Origin of the sequence: Bradyrhizobium sp. (assembly GCF_047605465.1) — a bacterium.
Classification (GTDB): Bacteria; Pseudomonadota; Alphaproteobacteria; order Rhizobiales; family Xanthobacteraceae; genus Bradyrhizobium.
This window is the reverse complement of sequence record NZ_JASGFS010000001.1, coordinates 228,062-252,120: the sequence shown is the minus strand read 5'-3', so window position 1 is coordinate 252,120 and position 24,059 is coordinate 228,062. Positions and strand designations below refer to the sequence as shown.

Sequence of the window (24,059 nt, the reverse complement as noted above, 5' to 3'; positions counted from 1 at the left end):
CATGTCTGCAGAAGATTGGTTGAAGACGTCGATCATGTCGAGGCGGGCGGTCGCCAAAGGTGCGGCCGGCGCGAGCCATAGCCTGACGATCGAGCAGCAGGGCGCCTTTCATTATGTCTACGGTCCCTACGCCAAGCCGGCCCTGTCGATCGACCCCGGTGGGGTCGTCGTCGTCGAGACCGAGGATGCCTTCGGCGGCCAGCTCACCAAGGAGAGCGACAGTCCCACGGCCAAATTGAACTTCCCCTATCTCAATCCGCAATGCGGGCCGATCGCGGTCAAGGGTGCCAAAAAGGGCGATTGCCTCGCGATATATATCCGCGACGTCGAGACGCGAGGAGAACAGCCGGCCGGAACGACTTGCATCATTCCCGAGTTCGGCGGCCTTGTCGGAACCGCGTCGACGGCGCTGCTCAACCCGCCGCTTCCGGAACGCGTCAAGAAGCTGCATGTCGACAGGAATGGCGTGCGCTGGAACGACAAGGTCACGCTGCCCTACGAGCCGTTCATCGGCACCATCGGGGTCTCGCCGGAGATCGAGGCGATCTCGTCGCTGCAGCCGGACTATCACGGCGGCAACATGGATCTTCCCGACGTCGCACCGGGCGCGATCATCTACTTCCCGGTGCACACCGATGGAGGGATGCTCTATGTCGGCGACTGCCACGCCACGCAGGGTGATGGCGAGCTGTCGGGCGTGGCGCTGGAGCAGCGCGCCACCGTTACCTTGCAGGTCGACCTGATCAAGGACTGGAGCTTTGCCTGGCCGCGGCTGGAGACGAAGGACTTCATCATGACGATCGGCAGCGCGCGTCCGCTCGAAGATGCCGCGCGCATTGCCTATCGCGAGCTGACGCGCTGGATGGCCGCCGATTACGGCTTCGACGAGATCGACGCCTACATGCTGCTCAGCCAGGCCGGCCGTATGCGGCTCGGCAACATGGTCGATCCCAAATACACGATGGGGGCGTCGATCCTGAAGAAGTACCTCCACCCGTAGCACGCAAGCTGACGCTTCAAGCAATCATCTCGATTAACAAGGACAGGGGACACCACGATGAGTTCGGGACGTAAAATCGGTATCGCGCTGCTCGGCGCCTTGCTTGCAACATCGGCGCTCAGCGTGGCGCACGCGGCCGAGCCGCTGAAGGTGGGCCTGCTCGAGGACGTCTCTGGCGACCTCGCCTTCATGGGAATGCCGAAACTGCACGGTTCGCAGCTCGCGGTTGAGGAGATCAACAAGGCAGGCGGCATCATGGGTCGCCAGATCGAGTTGATTCATCTCGATCCGCAAGGCGACAACGCCCGCTATCAGGAGTTCGGCCGCCGCCTGCTCAACCGCGACAAGGTCGACGTTCTCATCGGGGGCATCACCTCGGCTTCGCGCGAGGCGCTCCGTCCGATCGTCGACCGCACCACCACGCCGTATTTCTACACCAACCAGTATGAAGGCGGCGTCTGCGATGCCTCCATGATCAGCATGGGCGCGGTGCCCGAGCAGCAGTTCTCGACCCTGATTCCGTGGATGGTCGAAAAATTCGGCAAGAAGGTCTACGTCATCGCTGCCGACTATAATTTCGGCCAGATCTCAGCGGAGTGGAACCGCAAGATCATGAAGGATCTCGGCGGCGAGGTCGTCGGCGAGGAGTTCATCCCGCTCGGCGTATCACAGTTCGCGCAGACCATTCAGAACATCCAGAAGGCGAAGCCGGACTGGCTGCTGACGATCAATGTCGGCGCGGCGCAGGATTCGTTCTTCGAGCAAGCGGCTGCGGCCAACCTCAACCTGCCGATGGGTTCGTCGATCAAGGTGATGCTCGGCTTCGAGCACAAGCGGTTCAAGCCGCCGGCGCTCAACAACATGCATGCGACCGCCAACTGGTTCGAGGAGATCGACACGCCGGAGGCGAACGAGTTCAAGAAGCGCTGGCACGCGAAATTCCCCGACGAACTCTACATCAACGACATGGGCTACAACGCCTATAACGCGCTTTACATGTACAAGGCGCTGGTCGAGAAGGCGAAGTCGACCAAGCTCGAGGACATGCGCAAGGTGATCGCGACCGGCGACGCCTGCATCGATGCGCCCGAAGGCAAGGTCTGCATCGATCCGAAGAGCCAGCACACCTCGCACCGCATGCGCCTGATCTCGGTGGGGCCCAAGCACGAGGTGACGGTGGAGAAGGACTACGGGACGATCCAGCCCTACTGGCTTGGTGAAATCGGCTGCGATCTCACCAAGAAGAATGACAAGGATCAGTACACACCGAGCCACCTTCCCAAGAAGTCGTGACGCCTGACGGGCACAAATCTTGCTCGTGTTGAACATCACGATTTCGGACAATGCCGGCGCCGCGACGATGCGGCGCCGGGATCGGCAAGGGGACGACAATGTCGGCTGAAGTGTTCTCGGTGTTCTATCAGTTCGCCGACGTGTTTGCGTTCCTCATTCTTTCGGCCGCGGGCCTCGCCATCGTGTTCGGCATGATGGGCGTCATCAACATGGCGCATGGCGAGTTCATCATGTGCGGTGCCTATGTCACCGTCGGTCTCGTCAATCTCGGTGTGCCGCTTGCGATTGCCCAGATCCTGGCCGCGGTGACGGCTGGACTGATCGGTGTCCTCGTCGAATTCCTGATCGTGCGGCGGTTCTACAAGCGTCCGCTCGATTCCCTGCTCGCCACCTGGGGGCTCAGCCTCATTGTCACGCAGTCGATGCTTCTGATCGTCGGCTCCGCGGTGCGCGGCATCGGCACGCCTGAAGGCAGTTTCGTGGTCGGCGGCTTCACGTTCTCGACCTATCGCCTGGTGCTGTTTGCCTGCGCAGTCGCGGTGCTGGCGGGACTCTACGTCATCTTCATGAAGACGCGTTTCGGCGTGATCGCTCGCGCGACGATGCAGAACGCACCGATGGCGAAGGCGCTGGGCGCGCGGACGGGGCGGATTTACGCAATCAGCTTCGGTATCGGTGCGGGACTGGCAGGACTTTGTGGTGCGCTCTACGCGCCGACCATGACTTTGATCCCGACCATGGGGGCGACCTTCGTGGTCGAAAGCTTTGTCACTGTCGTGATCGGCGGAGCCAACGTGCTGCTCGGAACCGCGCCTGCCGCGGTGTTCCTGGCGATGATCCGGATGGCGCTGAATGCGAGCTACGGCCAGATCATCGGCCAGATCGGGATGCTGGTCGCCGTTATCCTGATCATTCGGGTGCTGCCGGAAGGCCTGTCGAGCGTGCTGGTCCGCCGCGGTCGCTAGGGGAAATTGATGTTCAAGTTGCTGGAAGGCCCACAGACCCTCGGACGCGGCAGGCTTTTCTGGTCGTGCTTCCTCGTCGCGCTGGCGGGCGCGCTGAGTTACCCGCTGTTCGCCGATTCCTACGACGTCGGCAATTTCGCCTATTTCCTGATCTGGATATTCATGGCGCTCGGCCTCTGCCTGATGTGGGGCTATGGCGGCATGCTGTCGTTCGGCCAGACCTTCTTCTTCGGCATCGCCGGCTACGGCTACGGTGTGCTCGCGATCAACATGGGGGGCGGCACGGCGACGATCGCCGCGCTCGCGCTCTCCGTCGTGCTGGCGATGATCGCGGCAGGCATCCTCGGCTATTTCATGATCTGGGGCGGCATCAACGGCATTTTCTTCGGCATCGTGACTTTGTCGGCGACGCTCGTGCTCGCCTTCTTCCTCGGCCAGACGGCAGGACCGGAGTGGCATATCGGCCCGGCGCGGCTGAATGGGTTCAACGGCATGAAGGGGATGGATCCGCTCGCTGTCGGTGATTTCTATATCGAGGGCTCCGCACTCTATTACGTCATGATCGCGCTGATCGTGATCGTCTATCTGGCGCTGCGCATGCTCGTGAATTCGGGCATCGGCAACGTCATCGTCGCCACCCGTGAGAATCCGCAGCGCGCCGAGATGCTGGGCTACGACGTCCGGAAATATCAACTCCTGACGTTTGTGATCGGCAGCGGGCTCGCGGGGCTGAGCGGAGCGCTCTACACGTCGTGGGGTCAGTTCATCACCCCGTCGAGCATCGGCCTGCCGGCGGCTGCGATGCCGATCGTGTGGGTCGCCTTCTCGGGCCGCAGCGATCTGACCGCGACCCTGGTCGGCTCGTTCCTACTGCTGTTCGGTTTTCAGACCATCACTGTCTACAGCCAGCAGGCAGCGCTGGTGCTGATGGGCGCGCTGCTGCTCGCAACGGTGATGCTTGCGCCGCAAGGATTTGTTCTCGGTATCGGCAAGTTCGCGGTGGACTGGTGGAGCGGGCGCGGTCGGCGCGACGACAATGCGATCGTGGCCGAGACCGCGCGTCTACAGTCGGAAAAGAGCTGATCATGGCGCTGGTCGAAGTCAAAGGCGTCTCCAAGCGCTTCGGCGGCCTCACCGCCGTGTCCGATGTCGATCTCTCCGTCAACGTCGGCGAGGTTCACTGCCTGATCGGTCCCAACGGCGCCGGCAAGAGCACTCTGTTCAGGCTGATCGTCGGCCTCTACCCGCCGACGCAAGGCAGCATCCTGTTCGACACCATCGACATCACGGCCGAGCGTCCCTATGCGCGCGTGCAGCGGGGCATGAGCATCAAGATGCAGGCGCCCAGCGTGTTCAAGGAACTGCCGGTGCGGCAGAACATCCAGACCGCGCTGCAGGAGCGGCTTTCCGGCGCGGAGCGCGCGGCCGAAGAAGACCGACTGCTGACGCTGCTCAATCTCGCGGCCGATGCCGACAAGCTCGCCGGGGCACTGTCGCACGGCCAGCAGCAATGGCTCGAGATCGGCATGGCTCTGGCGCTGAAGCCGCGGCTCCTGCTGCTGGACGAACCCACCGCCGGCATGTCGCCGGAGGAAACGTTCAAAACCGGCGAGCTGATCAAATCGTTCAATGCCGAGGGCATGACGGTGCTGGTGGTCGAGCACGACATGGCGTTCGTGCGCCAGGTGGCGCAGCGCGTCACCGTGCTGCATCTCGGCAAGATCTTTGCGCGCGGCGATCTCGACAGCATTTTGCAGGACGAGAAGGTGGCGGAGATTTATCTTGGGAAGACCCATGCTCACTAAATCGCCGCCTTCCGGCCACATTCTCGACGTGTCGGAGCTCTGGGCCGGCTACGGCGCGACGCCGATCCTGCAGGGCGTCACCATGTCGGTCGCGCGCGGCGAGATCGTCGGCGTGATCGGCCGCAACGGCGTCGGCAAGTCGACGCTGATGCGCTGCCTGATCGGGCTCCTGCAGACCTGGCGCGGCACCATCCAGTTCATGGACCGGGACGTCACCGGCCTCGAGGCCGACGCGCGGGCGCGCGCCGGCTTCGGCTACATCCCGCAGGGCCGCGACGTGTTCCCCCAGATGACCGTCGAGGAGAATTTGCTGGTCGGCGAACTGATCGGCGGCCCCAAGGGCAAGAAGCTGCCCGAACTCGTCTACGAATATTTCCCGCGGCTGAAGGAGCGGCGGCGGCAGGCGGCGGGCACCATGTCCGGCGGCGAGCAGCAGCAACTCGCGATCGGCCGCGCGCTGATCGGCAATCCGTCGCTGATGATCCTGGACGAGCCTTCGGAGGGCATCCAGCCCTCGATCGTGCAGCACATCTGCGCGGCGCTGAAATCGTTCCGTGACGAACTCGGGACCACCATCATCTTCGTCGAGCAGAACCTCGACACGATCCTGGCGATCGCCGAGCGCTGCTACATCATGGAGAAGGGCAAGATCACGCGGTCGCTCGCGGGCAGCGATGTCAACGAGGACAACGTCCGGGAGCAGCTGCTGCTCTGATCCGCCGGGTTCAGGAATGGCGTGCTTTTCGATCAACCACAGGGGAGGGAATGCACATGGATCTGGGACTGAGAGGCGCAAAGGTGCTCGTGACCGGCGGGACCAAGGGTATCGGCCGGGCCATTGCCGAGACGTTCGCGGCCGAAGGGGCCGATGTCGGGATCTGCGCGCGCGACAAGGCCGGTGTCGACGGCGTGGTCGCCGCGATCAAGGCCAAGGGCGTCGCAGCCTTCGGTAGCGCACTCGATGTGTCCGACGGTCCGGCGCTCAAGGCCTGGGTCGAGGACATGGCGGCCAAGCTCGGCGGCGTCGATGTCGTCGTCGCGAATGTCAGCGCGTTGTCGATCGGACAGGACGAGGAGAGCTGGGAAAAGGAATTTTCCACCGACATGATGGGCACGGTGCGGCTCGTCAATGCCGCGATGCCCCACCTGGAGAAGAGCAAGGCCGCCGCGATCGTGACCATCTCCAGCGTGTCCGGCCGCGAGGTCGACTTCGCCAGTGGTCCCTACGGCACCTTCAAGGCGGCGATCATCCACTATACGCAAGGCCTCGCCCACCAGCTCGCCGGAAAGGGAATCCGCGCCAACTCGGTGTCGCCCGGCAACACCTACTTCGAAGGCGGCGTCTGGAACATGATCAAGGACGGCAATCCCGAACTGTACAAGACCGCGCTGGCGCTCAATCCGACCGGCCGCATGGGCACGCCGCAGGAAATGGCGAACGGCGCGGTCTTTCTCGCCAGCAAGGCCGCGAGCTTCATCACGGGGACCAACCTGGTGATCGACGGTGCGCTGACGCGCGGCGTGCAGTTCTAGCGAAGTTCGGGGCTCAGCGAACCAGCAAGCCCGGGCCGCGTGCGGCACCGGCACGAGAATCCATTCCCGACAACAGCAGGGCTGTCCGATGTCAGCAGATCCCGTCCACTACAAGTCGATCGTCGAAATCTCCGGCCTGATCCGCCGCGGCGAGCTGTCCTCGGCGAGCGTCACCGAGGCGATGCTCGCGCGCATCGAGAAGCTCGACCGGAAATTCCATGGCTATGCGCTGGTCCTGGCCGAGCGTGCCATGGCGCAGGCCAAACGCTGCGACACGGAGATCGCGAAGGGCATCTGGCGCGGCCCGCTACACGGTGTACCGATCGGGCTCAAGGATCTCTGCTACACCACTTTCGCACGGACCGCGGGCGGCACGACGATCCACGCCGACTTCGTGCCTTCGTTCAACGCGACGATCGTCGACCGGCTCGAGCTTGCCGGCGCCGTCACGCTCGGCAAGCTGAAGATGACCGAGGGCGCCTATACCAGTCATCATCCCAGCGAACAGGCGCCGCTCAATCCCTGGGGCACCGACTATTGGGTCGGCTCGTCCTCAAGCGGATCGGGCGTGGCGACCTCGGCCGGGCTTTGCTACGGCTCGATCGGCAGCGACACCGGCGGCTCGATCCGGTTTCCGTCGGCGACGTGCGGATTGACGGGTATCAAGCCGACCTGGGGCCGTGTCAGCCGTCACGGCGTGTTTCCGCTGGCGGATTCGCTCGACCATGTCGGACCGATGTGCCGGAGCGCGGCGGACGCGGCGGCCATGCTCGGCGTCATCGCCGGCGCGGATGCCAATGATCCGACCGCGCTGCAGGCCCCCGTGCCGAACTATCTCGCGGGCATCGGCAACGGCATACGCGGCCTCAGGGTCGGCATCGACCGCAGCTACACCCAGGACGGTATCGACCCGCAGGTCGTTGGCGCGCTGAAGGAAGCCGAGCGGGTGCTCGCGGCCCTCGGCGCGGACATTCGCGAGGTCAAATTCCCAGCTTACGAAAAGCTCGTCAGCATGTGGATTCCGATGTGCTCGATCGAGACCGCCGAGGCGCATCTCGAAACCTATCCCTCGCGCAAGGCGGAATACGGTCCCGATCTGGCGCAACTCATCGAGCAGGGCAGGTCGGTGACCGGCATCGAAATTGCCCAGATCCATCACGAGCGGCTGAAGTTTTGTGGCAGCCTCGCTGCCCTGTTCGGCGATATCGACCTGCTGCTGATCCCCACCATGCCGGTGCCGATACCGACACTGACGAAGATGGGCGAGTACGGCGCCGATCCGAGCGTTCTGCTCAGCATCCTGCGCTTCACCGCCGTGTTCGATTTCTCGGGCAGTCCGACCATCACACTGCCCAACGGCATGGCCTCGGACGGCTTGCCGCTCAGCATGCAGCTCGTCGGGCCGCATCTCGCCGAGGATGTGCTGGCGCGTGCGGGCCACGCGTTCCAGTCCGTGACGGATTGGCATACGCGTCGCGCTCTTGTCGAATGAGCGGCCTGGGCAAGCTGAGACGGCCCATCCGCAAATCGGTCAGCCAGGGACCCGAACACGGAGGAGACGCGTCATTTGTGGCTTACCGCTCCATTTTCGCGGGCAGAGTGCGCGCGCCGGGAGAAGGGGAGGTCGATCAGTTCCGAGAGCAGTCGCGCCAGGGTCGCGGCTTTCGAGGTGCCCAACTGATCCAGCATCTGCTGTTCGACAGACGCCCCGGTCGCGGCAAAGCCTTCGAACTGCGCCGCGCCCTTGCGCGAGAGAAAGACCAACACCTTTCGCCGGTCGTGCGGGTCGGGACCGCGATAGACCTCGGCGGAGGCCACCATCCTGTCGATGATCCGGGTGAGCGTCGGACTGTCGATGAACAGCCGCGCCGCGAGGTCTCCCATCGGCTGGCCGTTACGTGCAGCCAAGGCCTCCAGCACGCGGTAGTGGTGAAGGGACATCCCCTTCGGCTTCAATTCGGCTTCCAATGCCTGCTCGATGTGGTGATTCACCCCCCGGACGAGGTCTGCCAGGTCCAACGCACCGCTCCATTATTTTCGATTTCAACATTTGCGTTTGACCATAAGGCGTTCCGCTTGGAAAGCAACTTGCCGCCTGCGATTGCCCAGCAATTGGGCGGAGTGCTGCCTGTCGGCCGGAAAAACAGGCGGCTGCGTGCCTGTTCCGCGTCACTCTGCCGCAAAAGATCAGCTCTGAGGCGCCGTTTCAGTTGGCACGATTCGTGAGTGCAAGTTCGTCATATGACGGAGGTGGGTCTCTTGCGGAGCGTTCGAATCAGTCTGCTGATCCCGCAAAGTGGAGCCGCGGGCTTGTGGGCCCCCTCGGCCGAGGCCTGCGGCCGTTTGGCTGTGAATGAAATCAATCGTGGTTCCGGCATTCGGCGTTGCCCGGTCGAATTGCGCGTCGTCGACGCCGGGGAGACCGGCCAGAGCGCGGCGCGGGCCGCGCGGTCCGAGATCGAGGATCATGGCGTGGACGGCATCGTCGGGATGCTGCCGAGCTTCGCGCGGGATCTCGTCGTCGCTGCGGCGCGTGGTCGCGTTCCCTTCGTCTACACGCCGCAATTCGAGGGGCTGTCGTCGCGGCGCGACGTGATCACGACCGGCGAGACCGCCGATGAGCTGCTCGCTCCGGCCATTCAATGGCTGTCGGAAGCCAAGCGCGGGCGCCGCTATTTCCTCTGCGGAAATGACTATATCTGGCCGCGCTCCTCGCTCCAGATCGCGCGCGCATTGATCGCCCGGTTCGGAGGGACGGTGACCGGGGAGCATTATCTTCCCGTCGGCGTGCACGACTTCGATGAGGTCCTCACCCGAATCAAGACGACCCGATCGGACGTCGTTCTTCCCTATTTCCTCGGACTCGACTGCATCGCCTTCAATCGCGCCTTCTGCGCGGCGGGGCTGAGCTCGCACGTGCTGCGCTTCTGTTCGGCGATCGACGAGACCGTGGTGTACGGCCTCAAGACGGACGAGACCGAGCATCTCTACACCGCGTCGAGCTACTTTTCCTCGATCCGCTCGCGCAACAACGGCGCATTCCTGGAGCGCTATCACATGGCGTTCGGCGAAAGCCCGCCGCCGGCCAATGCCTTTGGCGAGTCCTGCTACGAAGGCATCTATTCGCTCGCCGCCCTGATGGATGAAGCGGACAGTCTCGATGCGCGCGAGCTCACGCGCTTCTATGGCCGGACCACGCAGCAACGCACCGCGCGTGGCGACCAGGTGCGGCCCGTCGTCGGCGGACGGCATCCGATCTATCTCGCCCAGCTCGATGGCTACGACTTCTCGATCATCCATCGACGATAAAGTACTTGCATTTTCAAATATTGTATTTTTAATATTTTCCGTATCTTGAACCCATGGGGATAGTGATGACTTTCTCGCGCCGCCGTTTCCTGCAGCGATCGGCTATCGCAACGACCTCTCTGATTGCCGCGCCCGCGATCTTCCGCTCCGGCGCGCTCGGCGCCGAAAGTCCGATCGTCGTCGGCAGCCTGCACGACCAGTCCGGTCCGATCGCCGCTTCGGGCACGCCGATGGTCTACGCCCTCCAACTCGCGGTGGACGAGATCAACGCCGGCGGCGGCCTGCTCGGCCGTCCGCTCAAGGTGATCCACTACGACACCCAGTCGAACATCCAGATGTATTCGCAGTTCGCGCAGCAGCTGGCGGTGAAGGACAAGGTCGACGTGGTCCACGGCGGCATCACCTCCGCTTCGCGCGAGGCGGTGCGTCCGACCTTCGACCGCTTCAAGGTGCTGTACTTCTACAACGTGCTCTACGAAGGCGGCGTCTGCGACCGCAACACCTTCTGCACCGGGACGACGCCTGCCCAGACCGTGGAAAAGCTCGTGCCGACCGCGATGAAGAAGGCCGGCAAGAAGGCCTACATCATCGCGGCCGACTACAATTACGGCCAGATCACCGCGAAGTGGATGACCAAGTACGTCAAGGACAATGGCGGAGAGGTGCTGTCGACCGACTTCTTCCCGCTCGACGTGACGAATTTCGGGCCGACCATCTCGAAGATCCAGGCGGCGAAGCCCGACCTCATCCTCTCGGCGCTGGTGGGCGGCAACCACACCGCGTTCTACCGGCAGTGGACCTCCGCCGGCATGAAGGGGAAGATCCCGATCGCCTCGACCACGTTCGGCCTCGTCAACGAGCCGACCACGCTCGACGCGGCCGAGAGCGATTCCATTCTCGGTGCCTACGGCTATTTCGAGGAGCTCACGACGCCGGCCTCGAAGAGCTTCGTCGAGAAGATCAAGAAAGCGCATCCGGACTCGCCCTATGTCAGCGAACTTGCCGCCTGCACCTACGAAGGCGTGATGCTCTGGGCCGCGGGCGTGAAGAAGGCGGGGAGCATCGACCGCATGAAGGTGATCGCGGCGCTGGAAGACGGCATCGCGTTCGACGGTCCGAGCGGGAAGGTCACGCTCGACAAGCCGACCCACCACACGACCCGCAACGCGTTCCTGGCGGAAGTGAAGGATCGCAAATGGTCGGTGCTGGAGAGCTATCCCGACGTCAAGCCGGCGGACACTGCGAGCGTCTGCGACCTCGTGAAGAATCCCAACGACACGAAACAGTACATCATCAATCTCTGACGCGAACCGGGCCCCGCCTGCGGGCGGGGCCCTGGCCAGGATCCCGGAAAGAAATCAAAAGAATGGCGATCTACTTCATCGTCGCGCTCGACGTCCTGAACGGAATCTCGTCGCTGTTCCTGCTGTGTCTCGGGCTGGCGATCATCTTCGGCATGATGAAGATCATCAATCTCGCCCATGGCGAGTTCATCATGCTCGGCGCCTACGCCACGGTCATATCCGCCAATGCAGGTCTCAACATCTGGATCGCGATGCTCGTCGTCGCGCCGCTGTTCGTCGGCATCGTCGGCCTGGTCATCGAGCGTTGCCTCATTCGCTTTCTCTACGGACGGCTCGTCGATTCGATGCTGGCGACCTGGGGGCTGAGCCTCCTGATCATCGGCATCGTGACGACGATCTACGGCAACACGCAGAAGGGCGTGCCGACACCGCTCGGCGGCTTCTCGATCGGTTCGTACCAGTCGAGCTATTACACCCTGTTCCTTGCCGGGATGGCGATCGTGATGATGGCGCTGATCTACGGCGTCATGAGCTACACCCGCTTCGGCCTGATCGCCCGCGCCACGATGCAGAACCCGGCAATGGCGGCCACGCTCGGCGTCAATCCGGCCCGGGTCTATATGACCACGTTCGCCGTCGGAGCGGCCGTCACCGGCCTTGCCGGTGGTTTGCTGGCGCCGGTCTCGGGCATCACGCCCGGCATGGGCGGAGCCTATGTCGCGAAGGCGTTCATGACCGTCGTCGGCGGCGGCGCCGCCATTCTGTCGGGCACGATGTCGGCGGCCAGCCTGTTCGGTGCCGTCAACCAGGTCGGCGCCTTCTTCACGACGCCGGTCTACGGCGAGGTCCTAGTGTTCGTGGCGGCGATCGTCCTGATCCGCCTGTTGCCGCAGGGCATCTCCGGTCGCTTCTTCAAGGGGAATCTGTAATGCCCATCCGCTTTCGCCTTGCGGCCCAGGCGGTTGCCGTCCTCGCTGCGATCATCGCGATTGCGCTGATCCCCAGCGTGATCGAGCTGTTCGCTCTGATGCAGTTGACCCTTTTCGCCGCGATGGCAGTTCTCGCCCTCAGCCTTGCCTTCATCTGGGGCTTCGGCGGCATTCTCTCGTTCGGCCAGACGGCGTTCTTCGGCCTCGGTGGCTATGCCTATGCGATTGCCGCGGTCAATTTCCAGGACTCGACGCCGTCGATCCTGCTCGCCATCGTCGTCCCCTCGGTGTTCGCTGCGATCCTCGGCTATTTCGTCTTCTTCGGCCGCATCTCCGACGTCTATCTCGGCGTTATCACGCTGACCGTGACGCTGATCCTGTTCAATTGCGTCAACTCCACCTCCGGTGACGAATACAGGATCGGCAAGGCGCTGCTTGGCGGCTTCAACGGCATGCCTGCGGTGCCGACCTTCAACGTGCCGTTCTATCCCGATCAGGTGCTGTCGCCCGAACAATCCTGGTGGACGACGGGCGGCGCCCTGCTGGGCGTGTTCCTGCTGTTGCGTCTGGTGTTGTCGCTCCCGGCCGGGCGGATCGTCGTGGCGGTGCGCGAGAACGAGGTCCGCGCGTCGCTGCTCGGCTACGACCCGCGCAAGGTCAAGCTTCTGACCTTCATCCTGAGCGGTGCGATCGCGGGCCTTGCCGGTGCCCTCTATGTCAACTGGGGCGCGTTCGTCGGGCCGACCATCTTCAGCCTGTCTCTGTCGGCCGAGATCATCATCTGGATCACGGTCGGAGGGCTCGGCACCTTGCTGGGGCCGATCGTCGGCTGTGTCCTGATCGAATACATCGTCGCCTATATCGGGTCGCAGCAATCCTTCAACTCCAACCTCGTCCTCGGGGCCGTGCTCGTCGTCTTCGTGCTGCTGCTGCCCAAGGGACTGGTGCCGACGGCGCGCGATCTCCTGATGCGGCTGATGCCTGCGTCCAGGGCGAAGCCGCAAGCCGCGGACGAGCAGGTCGCTCCGCCGGCGGCAGCCTCGCACCTGGCAGGAGCCGAGTGACCATGACGGACCTTGTCCCCCTGCTCAGGGCTGAGCACCTCACGATGCGCTTCGGCGGCGTGGTCGCCAACGACGACATCACCTTCACGCTCGAGGAAATGGAGCTGCGCTGCTTGATCGGACCGAATGGGGCCGGCAAGAGCACGTTCTTCAAGATGCTGACGGGGCAGCTCGTGCCGACCTCGGGTGAGATCGCGTTTCGCGGGCAGCCGATTGCCGGCAAGATGTCGCACGAGATCGCGCGGATGGGGATCGGCATCAAGACCCAGGTGCCCAACGTCTTCAACGGTCTTTCGGTGCGGGAGAACATCTGGCTCGCGGTTCGCCGCAAGGCGACGCCGCGTGCGCAGGGCCCCGCGGTTGCCGCCGTGCTGGAAATGATCAGGCTGACCGATCATGCCGACCGTATCGTCGCGACGCTGTCGCATGGTCAGCGCCAGTGGGTCGAGATCGGCATGGTGCTGGCGGCGGAGCCGGAACTGATCCTGCTCGACGAGCCGGCGGCCGGCATGACCGACGAGGAGACCTTCCACACCGCGGCGATCATCCGCGAGATCAATCGAGACCGCGCCATCATCGTCGTCGAGCACGACATGGAGTTCATCAAGCAGATCGCCAAGAAGGTGACGGTGTTCCATCAGGGGCGCGTTCTGGTCGAGGATACCGTGGACAGGGTTCTGGCCGACCAGCGCGTGCGCGACGTCTATCTCGGCAAGAAGGTGGCGGCATGAGCACCTTGCTCGAAGTCAGGGATCTGCGCTCCGGATACGGCCGGATTCCGATCCTGTTCGGAATCGACCTGGCGGTGCAGGACGGCGAATATCTCGGCATTCTCGGCCACAACGGCATGGGCAAGACAACGACGCTGCGCGCGCTGATGGGGCATCTGCCGACAACCGGCGGCACCGTCGCCTTTGCCGGCAAGACGATCACGCATCTCAAGCCGCATGAGCGGTCGAGGCTCGGCATCGGTCTGGTGCCGCAGGGCCGGGAGATCTTCCCGGATCTGAGCGTCTACGACAATCTGCGCATGGGCCTTGCGGCTGCGCCGAAGGAGGATCGTGGCGTCATCGAGACGGTGCTGCAGGATTTTCCGCGCCTGGTGCGGCTGCTCGATCGGCGTGGAGGTGCCTTGTCCGGCGGTGAGCAGCAATTGCTCGCGCTGGCGCGCTGCCTCTGCACCAAGCCGCGGCTGATCCTGCTGGACGAGCCGACCGAGGGCATCCAGCCGTCGATCATCGAGGAGATCATCGAGACATTGCTCGCGCTGAAGAAGCGCTGGAACATGTCGCTGATCGTCGTCGAGCAGAACCTCGAATTCATCACCTCGCTCTCCGACCGGATCCTCAACATCCAGAAGGGACGGATCACGGGAGAGCTGGACCGGGACAGCCTTCTGGCGCGGGACGCGCTCATGCATCCAGCCTAGCCAGTTTCGGCGCCGCGGCGCCGGCCATTGCGAACGCGATTCTTGTCTTCTCTGCCAGCTTGTCTTCACAAGAAAGGATGACTCATGTCTATCAAGCGCCCGACCGCCGAGGATGTCGCCGAGCTCGCCGCCAGCCTGCATATGAACATGACGGTCGAAGAGGCCGCAGATTATCTCGCGCTGATGGGCGGCATGTTCGACGCCTATGACGTCGTCGACGAGCTGCCGAACCCGCTGCCGCCGGTGAAATATCCGCGGACGCCCGGCGCCAAGCCGATGCCGAAGGACAACAAATACGGCGCCTGGGCGATCAAGACCGAGGTCAAGGGTGCGGCGAGCGGCAAGCTCTCGGGCCGCACGGTCGTGCTGAAGGACAACGTCGCGCTGGCCGGCGTTCCCATGATGAACGGCTCGACCACGCTCGAAGGTTTCATTCCCGCAGCCGACGCGACGATCGTCACCCGCATCCTCGACGCTGGCGGGACCATCGTCGGCAAGGCGGTGTGCGAGCATTTCTGCCTCTCGGGCGGCAGCCACACCTCCCATCCCGCACCCGTTCATAACCCGCTCAAGATGGGCTATTCGGCCGGCGGCTCCTCATCGGGAAGCGCTGCGCTGGTTGCGGCCGGCGAAGTCGACATGTCGATCGGCGGCGACCAGGGCGGCTCGATCCGAATCCCCGCGTCCTATTGCGGCATCTACGGCATGAAGCCGACGCACGGGCTCGTGCCCTACACCGGCGTCATGCCGATCGAATCCACCATCGACCATACCGGTCCGATGACGGCCAATGTTGCCGACAACGCCTTGTTCCTCGAGGTGCTCGCGGGCCCCGACGGGCTTGATCCGCGCCAATACGCGCCGAAGGTCACGAGCTATACCGAGTTGCTCCGCAAGGGCGTCAAGGGTCTGAAGATCGGCGTCCTCAAGGAGGGATTTGCCGTTGCAAACATGCAGGAGGGCGTGGCCGACAAGGTCAAGGCCGGCGCGGAACGCTTCGCCAAGCTCGGGGCCAGTGTGTCGGAGATCTCGATTCCCGAGCACCTGCATGCGCTCGCAGCCTGGAATCCGATCACGCTGGAAGGCTTCCTGGTCCAGATGATGATGGGCAACGGCATGGGCTTCAACTGGAAGGGGCTTTATGACGTCGGCCTGCTCGACGCCCATTCCGGCTGGCGCAACCGTGCCGATGACCTGTCGGAGACGCTCAAGCTGACCATGCTGGTCGGACAATGGGGCGTTAGCCATTATCGCGGCCGCTATTACGCCAAGTCGCGCAACATCGCGATCGCCGCCAAGGCCGCCTATGACGCGGTGTTCGGCTCCTACGACCTGCTGCTGATGCCGACCTTGCCCTGTGTCGCAACGCCGATCCCGGCCAAGGACGCGCCGCTCGCCGAGATCGTCCAGCGCGCATTCGAGATGACGGCCACGACCAGCCCGTTCGACGTCACCGGCCATCCGGCGATGAGCATCCCGTGCGGCCTCTCGGACGGCCTGCCGGTCGGCCTGATGCTGATCGCCAGGGACTACAACGAAGCGACGATCTATCAGGCGGCCAGCGCGTTCGAAGCCGACGGCGATTGGAAGAAGTTCTGATGATCACCATCACAGCCGTCATCAAGGCGAAGTCCGGTCACGAGGTGACGATGCGCGACGCGCTCGTCACCGTGGCCGCCCATGTCGCCGCCAACGAGCCGGAGACGATCGGTTTCTTCATCTCGCAGAGCGAGGAGGACCCCTGCGTCTTCACCACCTACGAACGCTTCGCCGACAAGGCGGCGATGGATCGCCACAACGGCTCGGCGGTCGTTGCGACCTTCTTCGGGATCGCCAAGCCCATCCTCGATGGCGAGGTGATCCTGGTGACGTCGAAAGAGGTCTCGGCGACGCTCCGCTAGGCGGGCGTCGCCGCGCGTTGCGGGAGACCATCGTGACCTTGCGGCTTCACGGAATCATCGGACGGAGCGACGACGCGGCCTATGCGGGCCGCCTCCATCACGTCGAGCATCACGGCGGCATCGAGCTGTTGTTCGTGCCGCCGGCCGATGTCGGCCGCAAGCGCTTTCGCCTGACGACGGACCGCGGCACCGACTGCGCGGTCAGCCTGGACCGCGACGAGGAACTGGTCGACGGCGCGCTGCTCTTTCTCGCGCACGATCGCGCCATCATCGCGCGCTTCGGTGAGCAGGAGGTTTGGCGGTTGAAACCCGCGGACAAGGCGGCCGCGCTCAAGCTCGGATGGAATGCGGGAAATCTCCACTGGCGGGTCCGCTTCGAGGGCGACCATCTCGTCGTGCTGTTGGACGGGCCGCTCGAGACCTATCGCGCGCGCATTCGGCCGTTGCTCCAGTCCGGTGAGGTGGGGGAGGACGATGCTGTTCGATAGATTGCAGGCGCTGGCGCTGCTGCAGCTCGCGGACAGCGCTTATCCCGCCGGCGGCTTTGCCTTTTCATGGGGGCTCGAAGGGCTCGCGGCCGACGGCATGCTTGCCAACCGCAACGAGCTCGATCGGATCATCGCCGATCAATTGGCGCGGCGCTGGGCGACCATGGAACGCATTCTGCTACGCCAGGCGTTTTGCGCGGTGGATTGCAAGGCGATTGCCAGGATCGACCGTCTCGCCGAGGCGGGAACGCCATCGGCGGAGATGCGCGAGGGCTCGCGCCGCGCGGGCAGGGCGCTGCTCGGCGTATGGGTCAAGCTCGACGGACCACTGTCGGTGGCCTATCGCCAGCTGGTGTCATCGGACGCGCGGCTCGGTCATCTGCCGGTCGCGCAGGCGATCGTCAGCCGCGACGCCGAGTTCACGCTGGAAGCCACGGAGCTGATGTCCGGCTGGACGCTCGTGACCGGTCTCGTCAGCGCCGCGGTGCGGCTGGGCATCGTCGGTCATGTCGATGCCCAGCGAAGCCAGACGGCGGCCCGTGGCCTGCTTGCGGAACTGCTCGCGGACGTTCCGTCCCCCGACGCCCAGCCGGCGAGCTTCACGCCGTTCATCGATATCGCGGTATCGCGCGGGCCGCTCCGGCATGTCCGCATGTTCACGACCTGAGAGAGATGACCTTGCCATGATGAACCTGTCGCCGACGGAAATGGATCGGCTCGTGATCTTCAATGCGGCGCAGATGGCGCGCCGCAACCGGTCGCTGGGGATCAGGCTGAGCCACCCCGAGGCCGTCGCCTACATCACCGACGAGGTCATGACGGCGGCCCGCCGCGATCTTCCCTATGCCGAGATCCGCGACATGGCCGGCCGGCTGCTGACGACGGACGACGTCGAGCCGGGCGTCGCTCAGATGATTCCGATGCTCTACATCGAATGCATGTTCGCCGAGGGCACCAAGGTGATGGCGGTGTTCGAGCCCATCGCGCCCGGTGAGGCCGGCGCCGCCGAGGATATCGTCCCGGGCGAGATCATCGCGGGCGGCGGCGATATCGAGATGTTCGCCGGCCTGCCGGCGGTCACGATCGACGTCGTGAATACGGGCGATCGCGACGTCCAGGTTCGCAGCCACACGCACTTCTTCGAGGTCAATCGGGCGCTGCGCTTCGACCGGGCGGCCGCCTGGGGCATGAAGGTTGATCGTCCCGCCGGGGCCGGCGTGCGTTTCGAGCCGGGGGTCACCAAGTCGGTTCGTCTCGTTCCGATCGCGGGCGCGCGGATCGTGCGCGGGCAGGCTGGTCTGGTGAACGGGCCGCTCGACGCGCCCGGGGCCCGCGAGCAGGCGCTGAAACGCGCGGCCGATCGCGGCTATCAGGGAGCCTGACCGTGTCCACACTGACGCGACGCGCCTATGGCGAACTCTACGGCCCGACGACGGGTGATCTGGTGCGGCTCGCCGATACCAGCCTGCTTGCCGAGATCGAACACGACTTCACCACCTACGGACACGAATTGCTGGTCGGAGCCGGAAAGAATTTGCGCGACGGCGAGGGCGTCAGCGCTCATCGCACCTCGTCGCACAAGGCTCTCGATGTCGTCATCAAGAATGCGACCATCGTCGACGCGGTCACCGGCATCGTGAAGGCCGACATCGGCATCCGCGACGGCCGCATCGTCGGGATCGGAAAGGCCGGCAATCCCGACGTGATGCCGGACGTGCATCCCGACATGATCGTGGGACACTCCACGGCGCCGATCGCCGGCGGCCCCTTCATCGTCACGGCCGGCGCGATCGAGTCGCACGCCCATCTGATCTCCCCCGAGCAGTCGGACCATGCCCTGGCCGGCGGCACCACGACGATGATCGGCAACGGGTCCGGCCCCGTCTTCGATGTCGGCACAGGTGCAGCCGCGACCTTCGGCCGGTTCCTCCAGTCGATCGAGTTCTCGCCGCTCAACTACGCGCTGTTCGGCCGCGGCGGATCCTGTCCCGAAGCCGTCGAGGAGGCAGTCGCCTCCGGCGCGATGTCCGTCAAGATCCATGAGGATTTCGGTGCGGCTCCCGACGTGATCGACCAGAGCCTCGTGGCGGCCGATCGCAATGACTTCGCGGTCCACCTCCACACCGACTCCATCAACGAGTACGGTTTCTGCGAGGACACCATGGCCGCCGTCGACGGACGGACCATCCACATGTACCACGTCGAGGGCGCCGGTGGCGGTCATGCACCCGATCTGCTCAAGGTGGTCTCTTGGGACAACGTCATTCCGTCCTCCACCAATCCGACCAACCCCTTCACCTCTTACGGCCTGGAGGAGGGGGTGCCGATGACGATGATCTGTCATCAGCTCAACTACAATGCGCCGGAAGACGTGATGTTCGGCGAGGCACGCGTGCGGGCGCAGTCCATGGCCGCGGAAGATTTCCTGCACGACATGGGCGCGATCTCGATCTTCGGGACGGACACGCAGGGCATGGGGCGTCTTGCCGAGAACGTCGCGAAATGCTGGCAGCTCGCGAGCGTGATGAAGGATCGCATCGGCCGCCTGCCCGAGGAAAGGACGGCGCGCGCGGACAATGAACGCATCAAGCGCTATGTCGCCAAGCTGACGATCAATCCGGCGATCGCGGTCGGGATCGACCACGAGATCGGCTCGGTCGAGGTCGGCAAGATGGCCGATCTGGTGCTGTGGCCGCGCGCCTCGTTCGGCATCAAACCCTACATGGTGATCAAGAACGGTTTCGTCGTATGGGCGGCGATGGGTGACGGCAACGGCAGCCTCGGCCTGTCGGAGCCGATGATCCAGAAACGGATGTGGGGCGCGCTCGGCGCCGCGCCGCAACGGCTGGGCGTCAACTTCATGTCGAAGCTCGCCCTGCAAGCCGATGTCGGGCGCAAACTGGGCCTGACCCGCGATCTCGTCCAGATCAGGAACGTCCGCAAGCTGCGCAAGACCGACATGGTGCGCAATGCCGCCAAGCCGCATGTCGAGGTCGATCCGCAGACTTTCGAGGTGCGCGCCGACGGCGAACTCCTGATGTGTCCTCCCGCAACCAAAGTGCCGTTGGCGCGAAGGTACATGCTGCGATGAGCAGAATAGCCTTGCAGACGGTTTCGGCCGGACCACGCATACAAGCCGCGCGCGTCGGAATCGGCGGCCCCGTCGGGTCCGGCAAGACCGCGTTGGTCGAGCGGTTGATCCCGGCCCTCCTCGAACGCGGCATCGACATTGCCGTGATCACGAACGACCTCGTGACCGCGGAGGATGCCGAGCGGATCAGGCGCTCCGGGCTGATAGATCCCGCCCGCGTGTCCGCCGTCGAAGCCGGGGCCTGCCCGCACACCGTCATTCGCGAAGATCCGACGCTCAACATCGAGGCGGCCGACGAGCTGGAGCGGCGGTTTCCCGGCGTCGAACTGATTCTGCTTGAGAGCGGCGGCGACAATCTCGCCTCGACCTTTTCGCGCGATTTGACCGATTTCTGGATGTTCGTCATCGATGTCGCCGGTGGCGACGACATCCCGCGCAAGCGCGGCCCAGGCGTCATCCGCGCCGACCTGCTGGTGATCAACAAGGTCGATCTGGCGCCGCATGTCGGCGTGGATCTGGCGCGCATGCATCGGGAGGCACTCACCGTTCGTGGCGATCGTCCGGTCCTGCTGACGAACTGCCGCCGCGGCGACGGTATTGATGCGATCGTCGATCTGCTCGAGCGGGAGGTCCTGTTCAGGACATGAGCGGCACCGCGGCGACGGAGCGTGGACGACTGCTCGACCTGAGCTTTGTCCGTCGCGGTGGTCGCACCGTGATCGACCGGCGGCTGTTCGCATGGCCGTTCGTCCTCACGCGCAGTTTCCATGTCGACGAGGACCGGCCGGAGCGCCTCAGCGTGATTGTGCAGACCGGCAGCGGGGCGGTCCATGGTGAGGACAGCCTTGCGCAGCGTCTCGCTTTGGGGCCCGGAACCGCCGTATGCCTGACCGGTCAGGGCGCGACGTCGGTCCATCGGGCGGCTCCCGCCATCCGCGCCAGGGAAGTCGTCCGTCTTCACGTGGATAGCGGGGCCAGTCTCGAATACCTGCCTGAGCCGCGGATCCTGTTTCCCGATGCGGCGCTGAGTCAGTTGACCGAGATCGATTGCGAGCAGAACGCATGCGCGCTGATCACCGACGCTTTCACGATGCATGATCCCGCCGGGCATGATCGCTGCTTCCGGGAGCTGGAGTCGACATTCTGCCTGCGACGGTCGAGCCGCGAGCCGGTGCTGATCGACCGGACGCGCCTGCAGAGGCCCGATCGCACTTTGTTTCGTGGGCACCGGGCTTTTGGGGCGGCCTTCATGATGCTGACCCCGTCGCACGATCTCGCGACCCTCCAGCGCTCGGTGGCAAGTGCTCTGACGCCCGTGTCGGGATTGTACGCCGCGGCGAGCCTGTTGCCAGACGGGGCCGGCATCGGCGTGCGCCTCGCTGCGTTGGATTTGAGGTCTATTCGGGACGCTTTCGCAAGAATCCAGGCGATCTATCTCGAGGCCCTGTGGGCCACCGCGGACGTTCCCGTAGCCCGCCATGCCTGAGCCGTCGCCGCTCGCGGGTATTTTCTCCTCGGTAGAGTCGTCCGATCGGGGAGCGTCGCTATCTGAGATAGCTGGCCAGGTTCATGCTGAAGATCTTGGCGAGTGCGGAATAGGATGCAGTCAGCTGTGCCTGGTAGATGGAAAGCCGCGCGGTCGCGGCCGCCAGGTCGACGCTGGTGAGGTCGCCCGACAGCGTCTCGGCAAAGCTCTTGTAGTCGCTCTGGCGCGCGCTGGCCGTCTCGATCTGCGAGGCCGCCTTCGACAGTTTTGCCTGCACCGCTGAGGTGTCGTCCAGCGCCTTGCTCGCAAGATCGAGCGCACTGGTGATGTCGGATGATGAGAGCGAGGAACTGTTGGCCACGAGCTTGAGGACGCGCATGATCTCTTCGAAGGCGCTGTTGTCCGCGGTTACTCCGTAAGAGACGCTCTGGTCGGTCGCGACACGGACAGAGGCAATCTCGCTGCCGCCCGCATAGTAGCTCGCATCGGCCGTACTCGCCGATCCCGTTCCGGACGCGAAGTTCGTGAGATCGACCGGCGCGGCCTTCGACTTTCCGCCGGCGAACACGTACTGGCCGTCATATTGCGTGTTGAGCAGCGATCCCATCTCCTGCAGCATCTGCTGCGCCGAATTGATCACCGACGTCAGCTCGGAAGAGCTGCCGGTGGATGCGGCGCTGAGCTGGGAACGCAGCTGGGTGATGATGTCGGTCATCGAGCCGACCGCCGAATACATCACCTGCACCTTGCTGCCGGCTAGCGTCGCCGCGTCGATATAGGATTGCGATCGCGTCACGGAGACCTGCAGATTGATGACATGTTGCGCGGTTGAACCGTAGCCGCCGAAATCGTCCGATATCACCCCGGACGATTCCCGGATCTGCTCGTCGGCCATGGCCGACTGCAGTCGCAATGCATTTTCGATCATCATGCTCGACTGCGAAAACGTCGCGACCCGCAGTGTCATGGACACTCTCCGCGCTTCATTTCATCCTCGATCCGATCGCGCTCGCGCAAGAGATCGCGTCGGGTCTTCTCGACGTCGTCGATCAGTGCCAGCAGCAGCCTCCGATCGGCTTTCTCTGTTTCTCCGGCCTTCGCCATCAGCCGCTTCAATTTCAGCAGCAGCGCATCTGCGGCAACGAATTCATTGTCACCGAGCATTGCCTACCTCATCGCCGAAATCAGGGTGTCGTACATCTTGCTGACGGTCGAGATGACCTGCGAGGCGGCGGAATAGGCCTGCTGCGCCGAAATCATGCTCGCGAACTGGTCACTTATGTCTGTGGTCGAGGACTCCAGCTCGCTGCTATAGACCGTACCCGCGCCGTTTTCGCCGGATGCCTGAAGAACGGCGTTTCCCGAGGTCACGGTCGCCGTGTAGATTCCGTTGCTTTGCGCGGCGAGACCGCTCGAATCGGCGAACGTGGCCACGGCGATCTTGTAGATCGCGATCGTCTGGCCGTTCGAATAGGTTGCGTTGACGACGCCATTCTTGCCGATCGAGATGCTGGAGAGCGTGCCGTAGGCCAGTCCGTCGGAACTGATTTGGGTGACATTGACCGACGGCGTCGTTTCGCCCGAGGCATATTGCGTCAGGCCGTCGGTCTTGCCGGCCGTGCCGAGATTCAGCTCGATGACGCTGTCACTGGCGCCGTCGGTCCATCCGGTAACGGAAATGGTTGCCGGGCTTGGGCTCGTGCCCGCGAGGGAGCCATCGCTGTTGAAGGTGATGTCGATCGTCCCGCTGGTCGTACCTGTCTCGGTCGTGGAGTCCGATGTCGAGGTCGGATTGCCGAAGCTTGCACTCCAGGTGTTGGTCCCGGTCTTGGTCCAGGTCACCTGGATCGAGCTTGCGGCCCCGAGCGAGTCGTAGATCGTCATCGAGCTGCTGTAAGTGTCGCCGGTCACCGCATCCGACGGCAGGTTTGCCGCGATCGTCGTCTTCGTGGTGGCACTGCCGCTGGTCGAGGCGACCTGGGTATTGATCGCCTGGAGATTGCTCGCGGATTGGCTTCCCACGACGTTGCCGTCTGCATCGGTGCGCCAGCCGACCAGATAGTATCCGTTGTTCTCCAGATAGCCGGCATTGTTGATGGTGAAGGCGCCGTTGCGGGTGTAGGCGATGAGCCCGCCGGAGATGGCATCCTTCACCGCGAAGAAGCCGTTGCCCTGGATCGCGATGTCGGTTGCGCTGGAAGTCGCGGCGAGCAGACCCTGCTGGGTAATGTTGCTTCGTCCGGACACGGCGACGCCGCCCGAAGCATAGGACGTGGAACTGCCGGACGCTGTGACGAGGCTCTGGAATAGCGACGATGTCGTCTTGTAGGCCGTCGTATCCGAATTGGCGATATTGTCGCTGATCATCGAAAGGGCCTGGCTCTGCGCATTGAGCGCCGAGATCGCCGAGGAAAGTGCGCCGGTGAGACTCATGATCGAACTCCAGATGGACTCAGCGTGTC

General features: G+C 64.0%; 26 protein-coding genes. 22 read left to right on the top strand and 4 right to left on the bottom strand.

Annotated features, from left to right (window positions below):
* Position 1 precedes the first annotated feature (1 nt).
* The 8 genes from QM712_RS01250 to QM712_RS01215 all read left to right on the top strand — a co-directional run bounded on the left by QM712_RS01250 (position 2) and on the right by QM712_RS01215 (position 8,088).
* Positions 2–1,000: an acetamidase/formamidase family protein gene (locus tag QM712_RS01250; RefSeq protein WP_415021195.1), complete on the top strand. Its 999-nt coding sequence runs from the start codon at positions 2–4 to the stop codon at positions 998–1,000.
* 57 nt (positions 1,001–1,057) lie between these two features.
* Positions 1,058–2,293: an urea ABC transporter substrate-binding protein gene (locus QM712_RS01245; RefSeq protein WP_415021194.1), complete on the top strand. Its 1,236-nt coding sequence runs from the start codon at positions 1,058–1,060 to the stop codon at positions 2,291–2,293.
* A 98-nt stretch (positions 2,294–2,391) separates the two neighbouring features.
* Positions 2,392–3,258 carry an ABC transporter permease subunit gene (locus tag QM712_RS01240; RefSeq protein WP_415021193.1) on the top strand — a complete coding sequence of 289 codons (867 nt, stop codon included), beginning with the start codon at positions 2,392–2,394 and terminating at the stop codon, positions 3,256–3,258.
* Positions 3,259–3,267: 9 nt separating this feature from the next.
* Complete coding sequence (locus QM712_RS01235; RefSeq protein ID WP_415021192.1) at positions 3,268–4,341, top strand: branched-chain amino acid ABC transporter permease; 1,074 nt, start codon at positions 3,268–3,270, stop codon at positions 4,339–4,341.
* Positions 4,342–4,343: 2 nt separating this feature from the next.
* The gene (locus QM712_RS01230) at positions 4,344–5,063 is read left to right on the top strand and encodes an ABC transporter ATP-binding protein (protein ID WP_415021191.1); all 720 of its coding nucleotides are present in this window, start codon (positions 4,344–4,346) and stop codon (positions 5,061–5,063) included.
* Positions 5,053–5,778, top strand: a complete 726-nt coding sequence (locus QM712_RS01225; protein WP_415021190.1) for an ABC transporter ATP-binding protein — start codon at positions 5,053–5,055, stop codon at positions 5,776–5,778. Before QM712_RS01230 ends, QM712_RS01225 begins: the two co-directional genes overlap by 11 nt.
* A 56-nt stretch (positions 5,779–5,834) precedes the next feature.
* Positions 5,835–6,596 carry an SDR family NAD(P)-dependent oxidoreductase gene (locus tag QM712_RS01220; RefSeq protein WP_415021189.1) on the top strand — a complete coding sequence of 254 codons (762 nt, stop codon included), beginning with the start codon at positions 5,835–5,837 and terminating at the stop codon, positions 6,594–6,596.
* A gap of 88 nt (positions 6,597–6,684) precedes the next feature.
* Positions 6,685–8,088 carry an amidase gene (locus QM712_RS01215; RefSeq protein WP_415021188.1) on the top strand — a complete coding sequence of 468 codons (1,404 nt, stop codon included), beginning with the start codon at positions 6,685–6,687 and terminating at the stop codon, positions 8,086–8,088.
* Positions 8,089–8,159: 71 nt separating this feature from the next.
* Here the strand turns inward: QM712_RS01215 and QM712_RS01210 are convergent, their stop codons facing one another.
* Positions 8,160–8,615: a MarR family winged helix-turn-helix transcriptional regulator gene (locus tag QM712_RS01210; protein WP_415021187.1), complete on the bottom strand. Its 456-nt coding sequence runs from the start codon at positions 8,613–8,615 to the stop codon at positions 8,160–8,162.
* A 240-nt stretch (positions 8,616–8,855) separates the two neighbouring features.
* Between QM712_RS01210 and QM712_RS01205 the strand changes: the two genes are divergently transcribed.
* The 14 genes from QM712_RS01205 to QM712_RS01140 all read left to right on the top strand — a co-directional run bounded on the left by QM712_RS01205 (position 8,856) and on the right by QM712_RS01140 (position 21,597).
* Positions 8,856–9,905, top strand: a complete 1,050-nt coding sequence (locus tag QM712_RS01205) for a substrate-binding domain-containing protein (RefSeq protein ID WP_415021186.1) — start codon at positions 8,856–8,858, stop codon at positions 9,903–9,905.
* 65 nt (positions 9,906–9,970) lie between these two features.
* Positions 9,971–11,209: an ABC transporter substrate-binding protein gene (locus QM712_RS01200; RefSeq protein ID WP_415021185.1), complete on the top strand. Its 1,239-nt coding sequence runs from the start codon at positions 9,971–9,973 to the stop codon at positions 11,207–11,209.
* 62 nt (positions 11,210–11,271) lie between these two features.
* Positions 11,272–12,138 (top strand): branched-chain amino acid ABC transporter permease, encoded by an 867-nt coding sequence (locus tag QM712_RS01195; RefSeq protein WP_415021184.1) that lies wholly within the window; start codon positions 11,272–11,274, stop codon positions 12,136–12,138.
* Complete coding sequence (locus QM712_RS01190; protein ID WP_415021183.1) at positions 12,138–13,202, top strand: branched-chain amino acid ABC transporter permease; 1,065 nt, start codon at positions 12,138–12,140, stop codon at positions 13,200–13,202. Before QM712_RS01195 ends, QM712_RS01190 begins: the two co-directional genes overlap by 1 nt.
* Before the next feature lie 2 nt (positions 13,203–13,204).
* Complete coding sequence (locus tag QM712_RS01185; protein WP_415021182.1) at positions 13,205–13,933, top strand: ATP-binding cassette domain-containing protein; 729 nt, start codon at positions 13,205–13,207, stop codon at positions 13,931–13,933.
* Positions 13,930–14,631 (top strand): ABC transporter ATP-binding protein, encoded by a 702-nt coding sequence (locus tag QM712_RS01180; RefSeq protein WP_415021181.1) that lies wholly within the window; start codon positions 13,930–13,932, stop codon positions 14,629–14,631. Before QM712_RS01185 ends, QM712_RS01180 begins: the two co-directional genes overlap by 4 nt.
* Positions 14,632–14,715: 84 nt before the next feature.
* A complete protein-coding gene (locus tag QM712_RS01175) occupies positions 14,716–16,230 on the top strand; it encodes an amidase (protein ID WP_415021180.1) in 1,515 nt (504 codons plus the stop codon).
* A complete protein-coding gene (locus tag QM712_RS01170; RefSeq protein ID WP_415021179.1) occupies positions 16,230–16,532 on the top strand; it encodes a putative quinol monooxygenase in 303 nt (100 codons plus the stop codon). Before QM712_RS01175 ends, QM712_RS01170 begins: the two co-directional genes overlap by 1 nt.
* Positions 16,533–16,564: 32 nt before the next feature.
* Positions 16,565–17,020 carry an urease accessory protein UreE gene (gene ureE / locus QM712_RS01165; protein ID WP_415021178.1) on the top strand — a complete coding sequence of 152 codons (456 nt, stop codon included), beginning with the start codon at positions 16,565–16,567 and terminating at the stop codon, positions 17,018–17,020.
* Positions 17,007–17,687: an urease accessory protein UreF gene (locus tag QM712_RS01160; RefSeq protein ID WP_415021177.1), complete on the top strand. Its 681-nt coding sequence runs from the start codon at positions 17,007–17,009 to the stop codon at positions 17,685–17,687. Before ureE ends, QM712_RS01160 begins: the two co-directional genes overlap by 14 nt.
* Positions 17,665–18,402: an urease subunit beta gene (ureB, locus tag QM712_RS01155; RefSeq protein WP_415021176.1), complete on the top strand. Its 738-nt coding sequence runs from the start codon at positions 17,665–17,667 to the stop codon at positions 18,400–18,402. The genes QM712_RS01160 and ureB overlap by 23 nt, the downstream gene beginning before the upstream one ends.
* Positions 18,403–18,404: 2 nt before the next feature.
* Positions 18,405–20,111, top strand: a complete 1,707-nt coding sequence (ureC, locus tag QM712_RS01150; protein ID WP_415021175.1) for an urease subunit alpha — start codon at positions 18,405–18,407, stop codon at positions 20,109–20,111.
* Positions 20,108–20,758 (top strand): urease accessory protein UreG, encoded by a 651-nt coding sequence (ureG, locus tag QM712_RS01145; RefSeq protein ID WP_415021174.1) that lies wholly within the window; start codon positions 20,108–20,110, stop codon positions 20,756–20,758. The genes ureC and ureG overlap by 4 nt, the downstream gene beginning before the upstream one ends.
* The gene (locus QM712_RS01140; RefSeq protein ID WP_415021173.1) at positions 20,755–21,597 is read left to right on the top strand and encodes an urease accessory protein UreD; all 843 of its coding nucleotides are present in this window, start codon (positions 20,755–20,757) and stop codon (positions 21,595–21,597) included. The genes ureG and QM712_RS01140 overlap by 4 nt, the downstream gene beginning before the upstream one ends.
* A 58-nt stretch (positions 21,598–21,655) precedes the next feature.
* Here QM712_RS01140 and QM712_RS01135 read toward each other — a convergent pair whose 3' ends face one another.
* From QM712_RS01135 to flgE, 3 genes are read right to left on the bottom strand one after another with little or no spacing between them, the layout of a single operon-like run.
* Positions 21,656–22,564, bottom strand: coding sequence for a flagellin (locus tag QM712_RS01135; protein WP_415021172.1), 909 nt, complete (start codon positions 22,562–22,564; stop codon positions 21,656–21,658).
* Complete coding sequence (locus QM712_RS01130; RefSeq protein ID WP_415021171.1) at positions 22,561–22,761, bottom strand: hypothetical protein; 201 nt, start codon at positions 22,759–22,761, stop codon at positions 22,561–22,563. Before QM712_RS01130 ends, QM712_RS01135 begins: the two co-directional genes overlap by 4 nt.
* A 3-nt stretch (positions 22,762–22,764) precedes the next feature.
* Positions 22,765–24,030, bottom strand: a complete 1,266-nt coding sequence (flgE, locus tag QM712_RS01125; protein ID WP_415021170.1) for a flagellar hook protein FlgE — start codon at positions 24,028–24,030, stop codon at positions 22,765–22,767.
* Positions 24,031–24,059 lie beyond the last annotated feature (29 nt).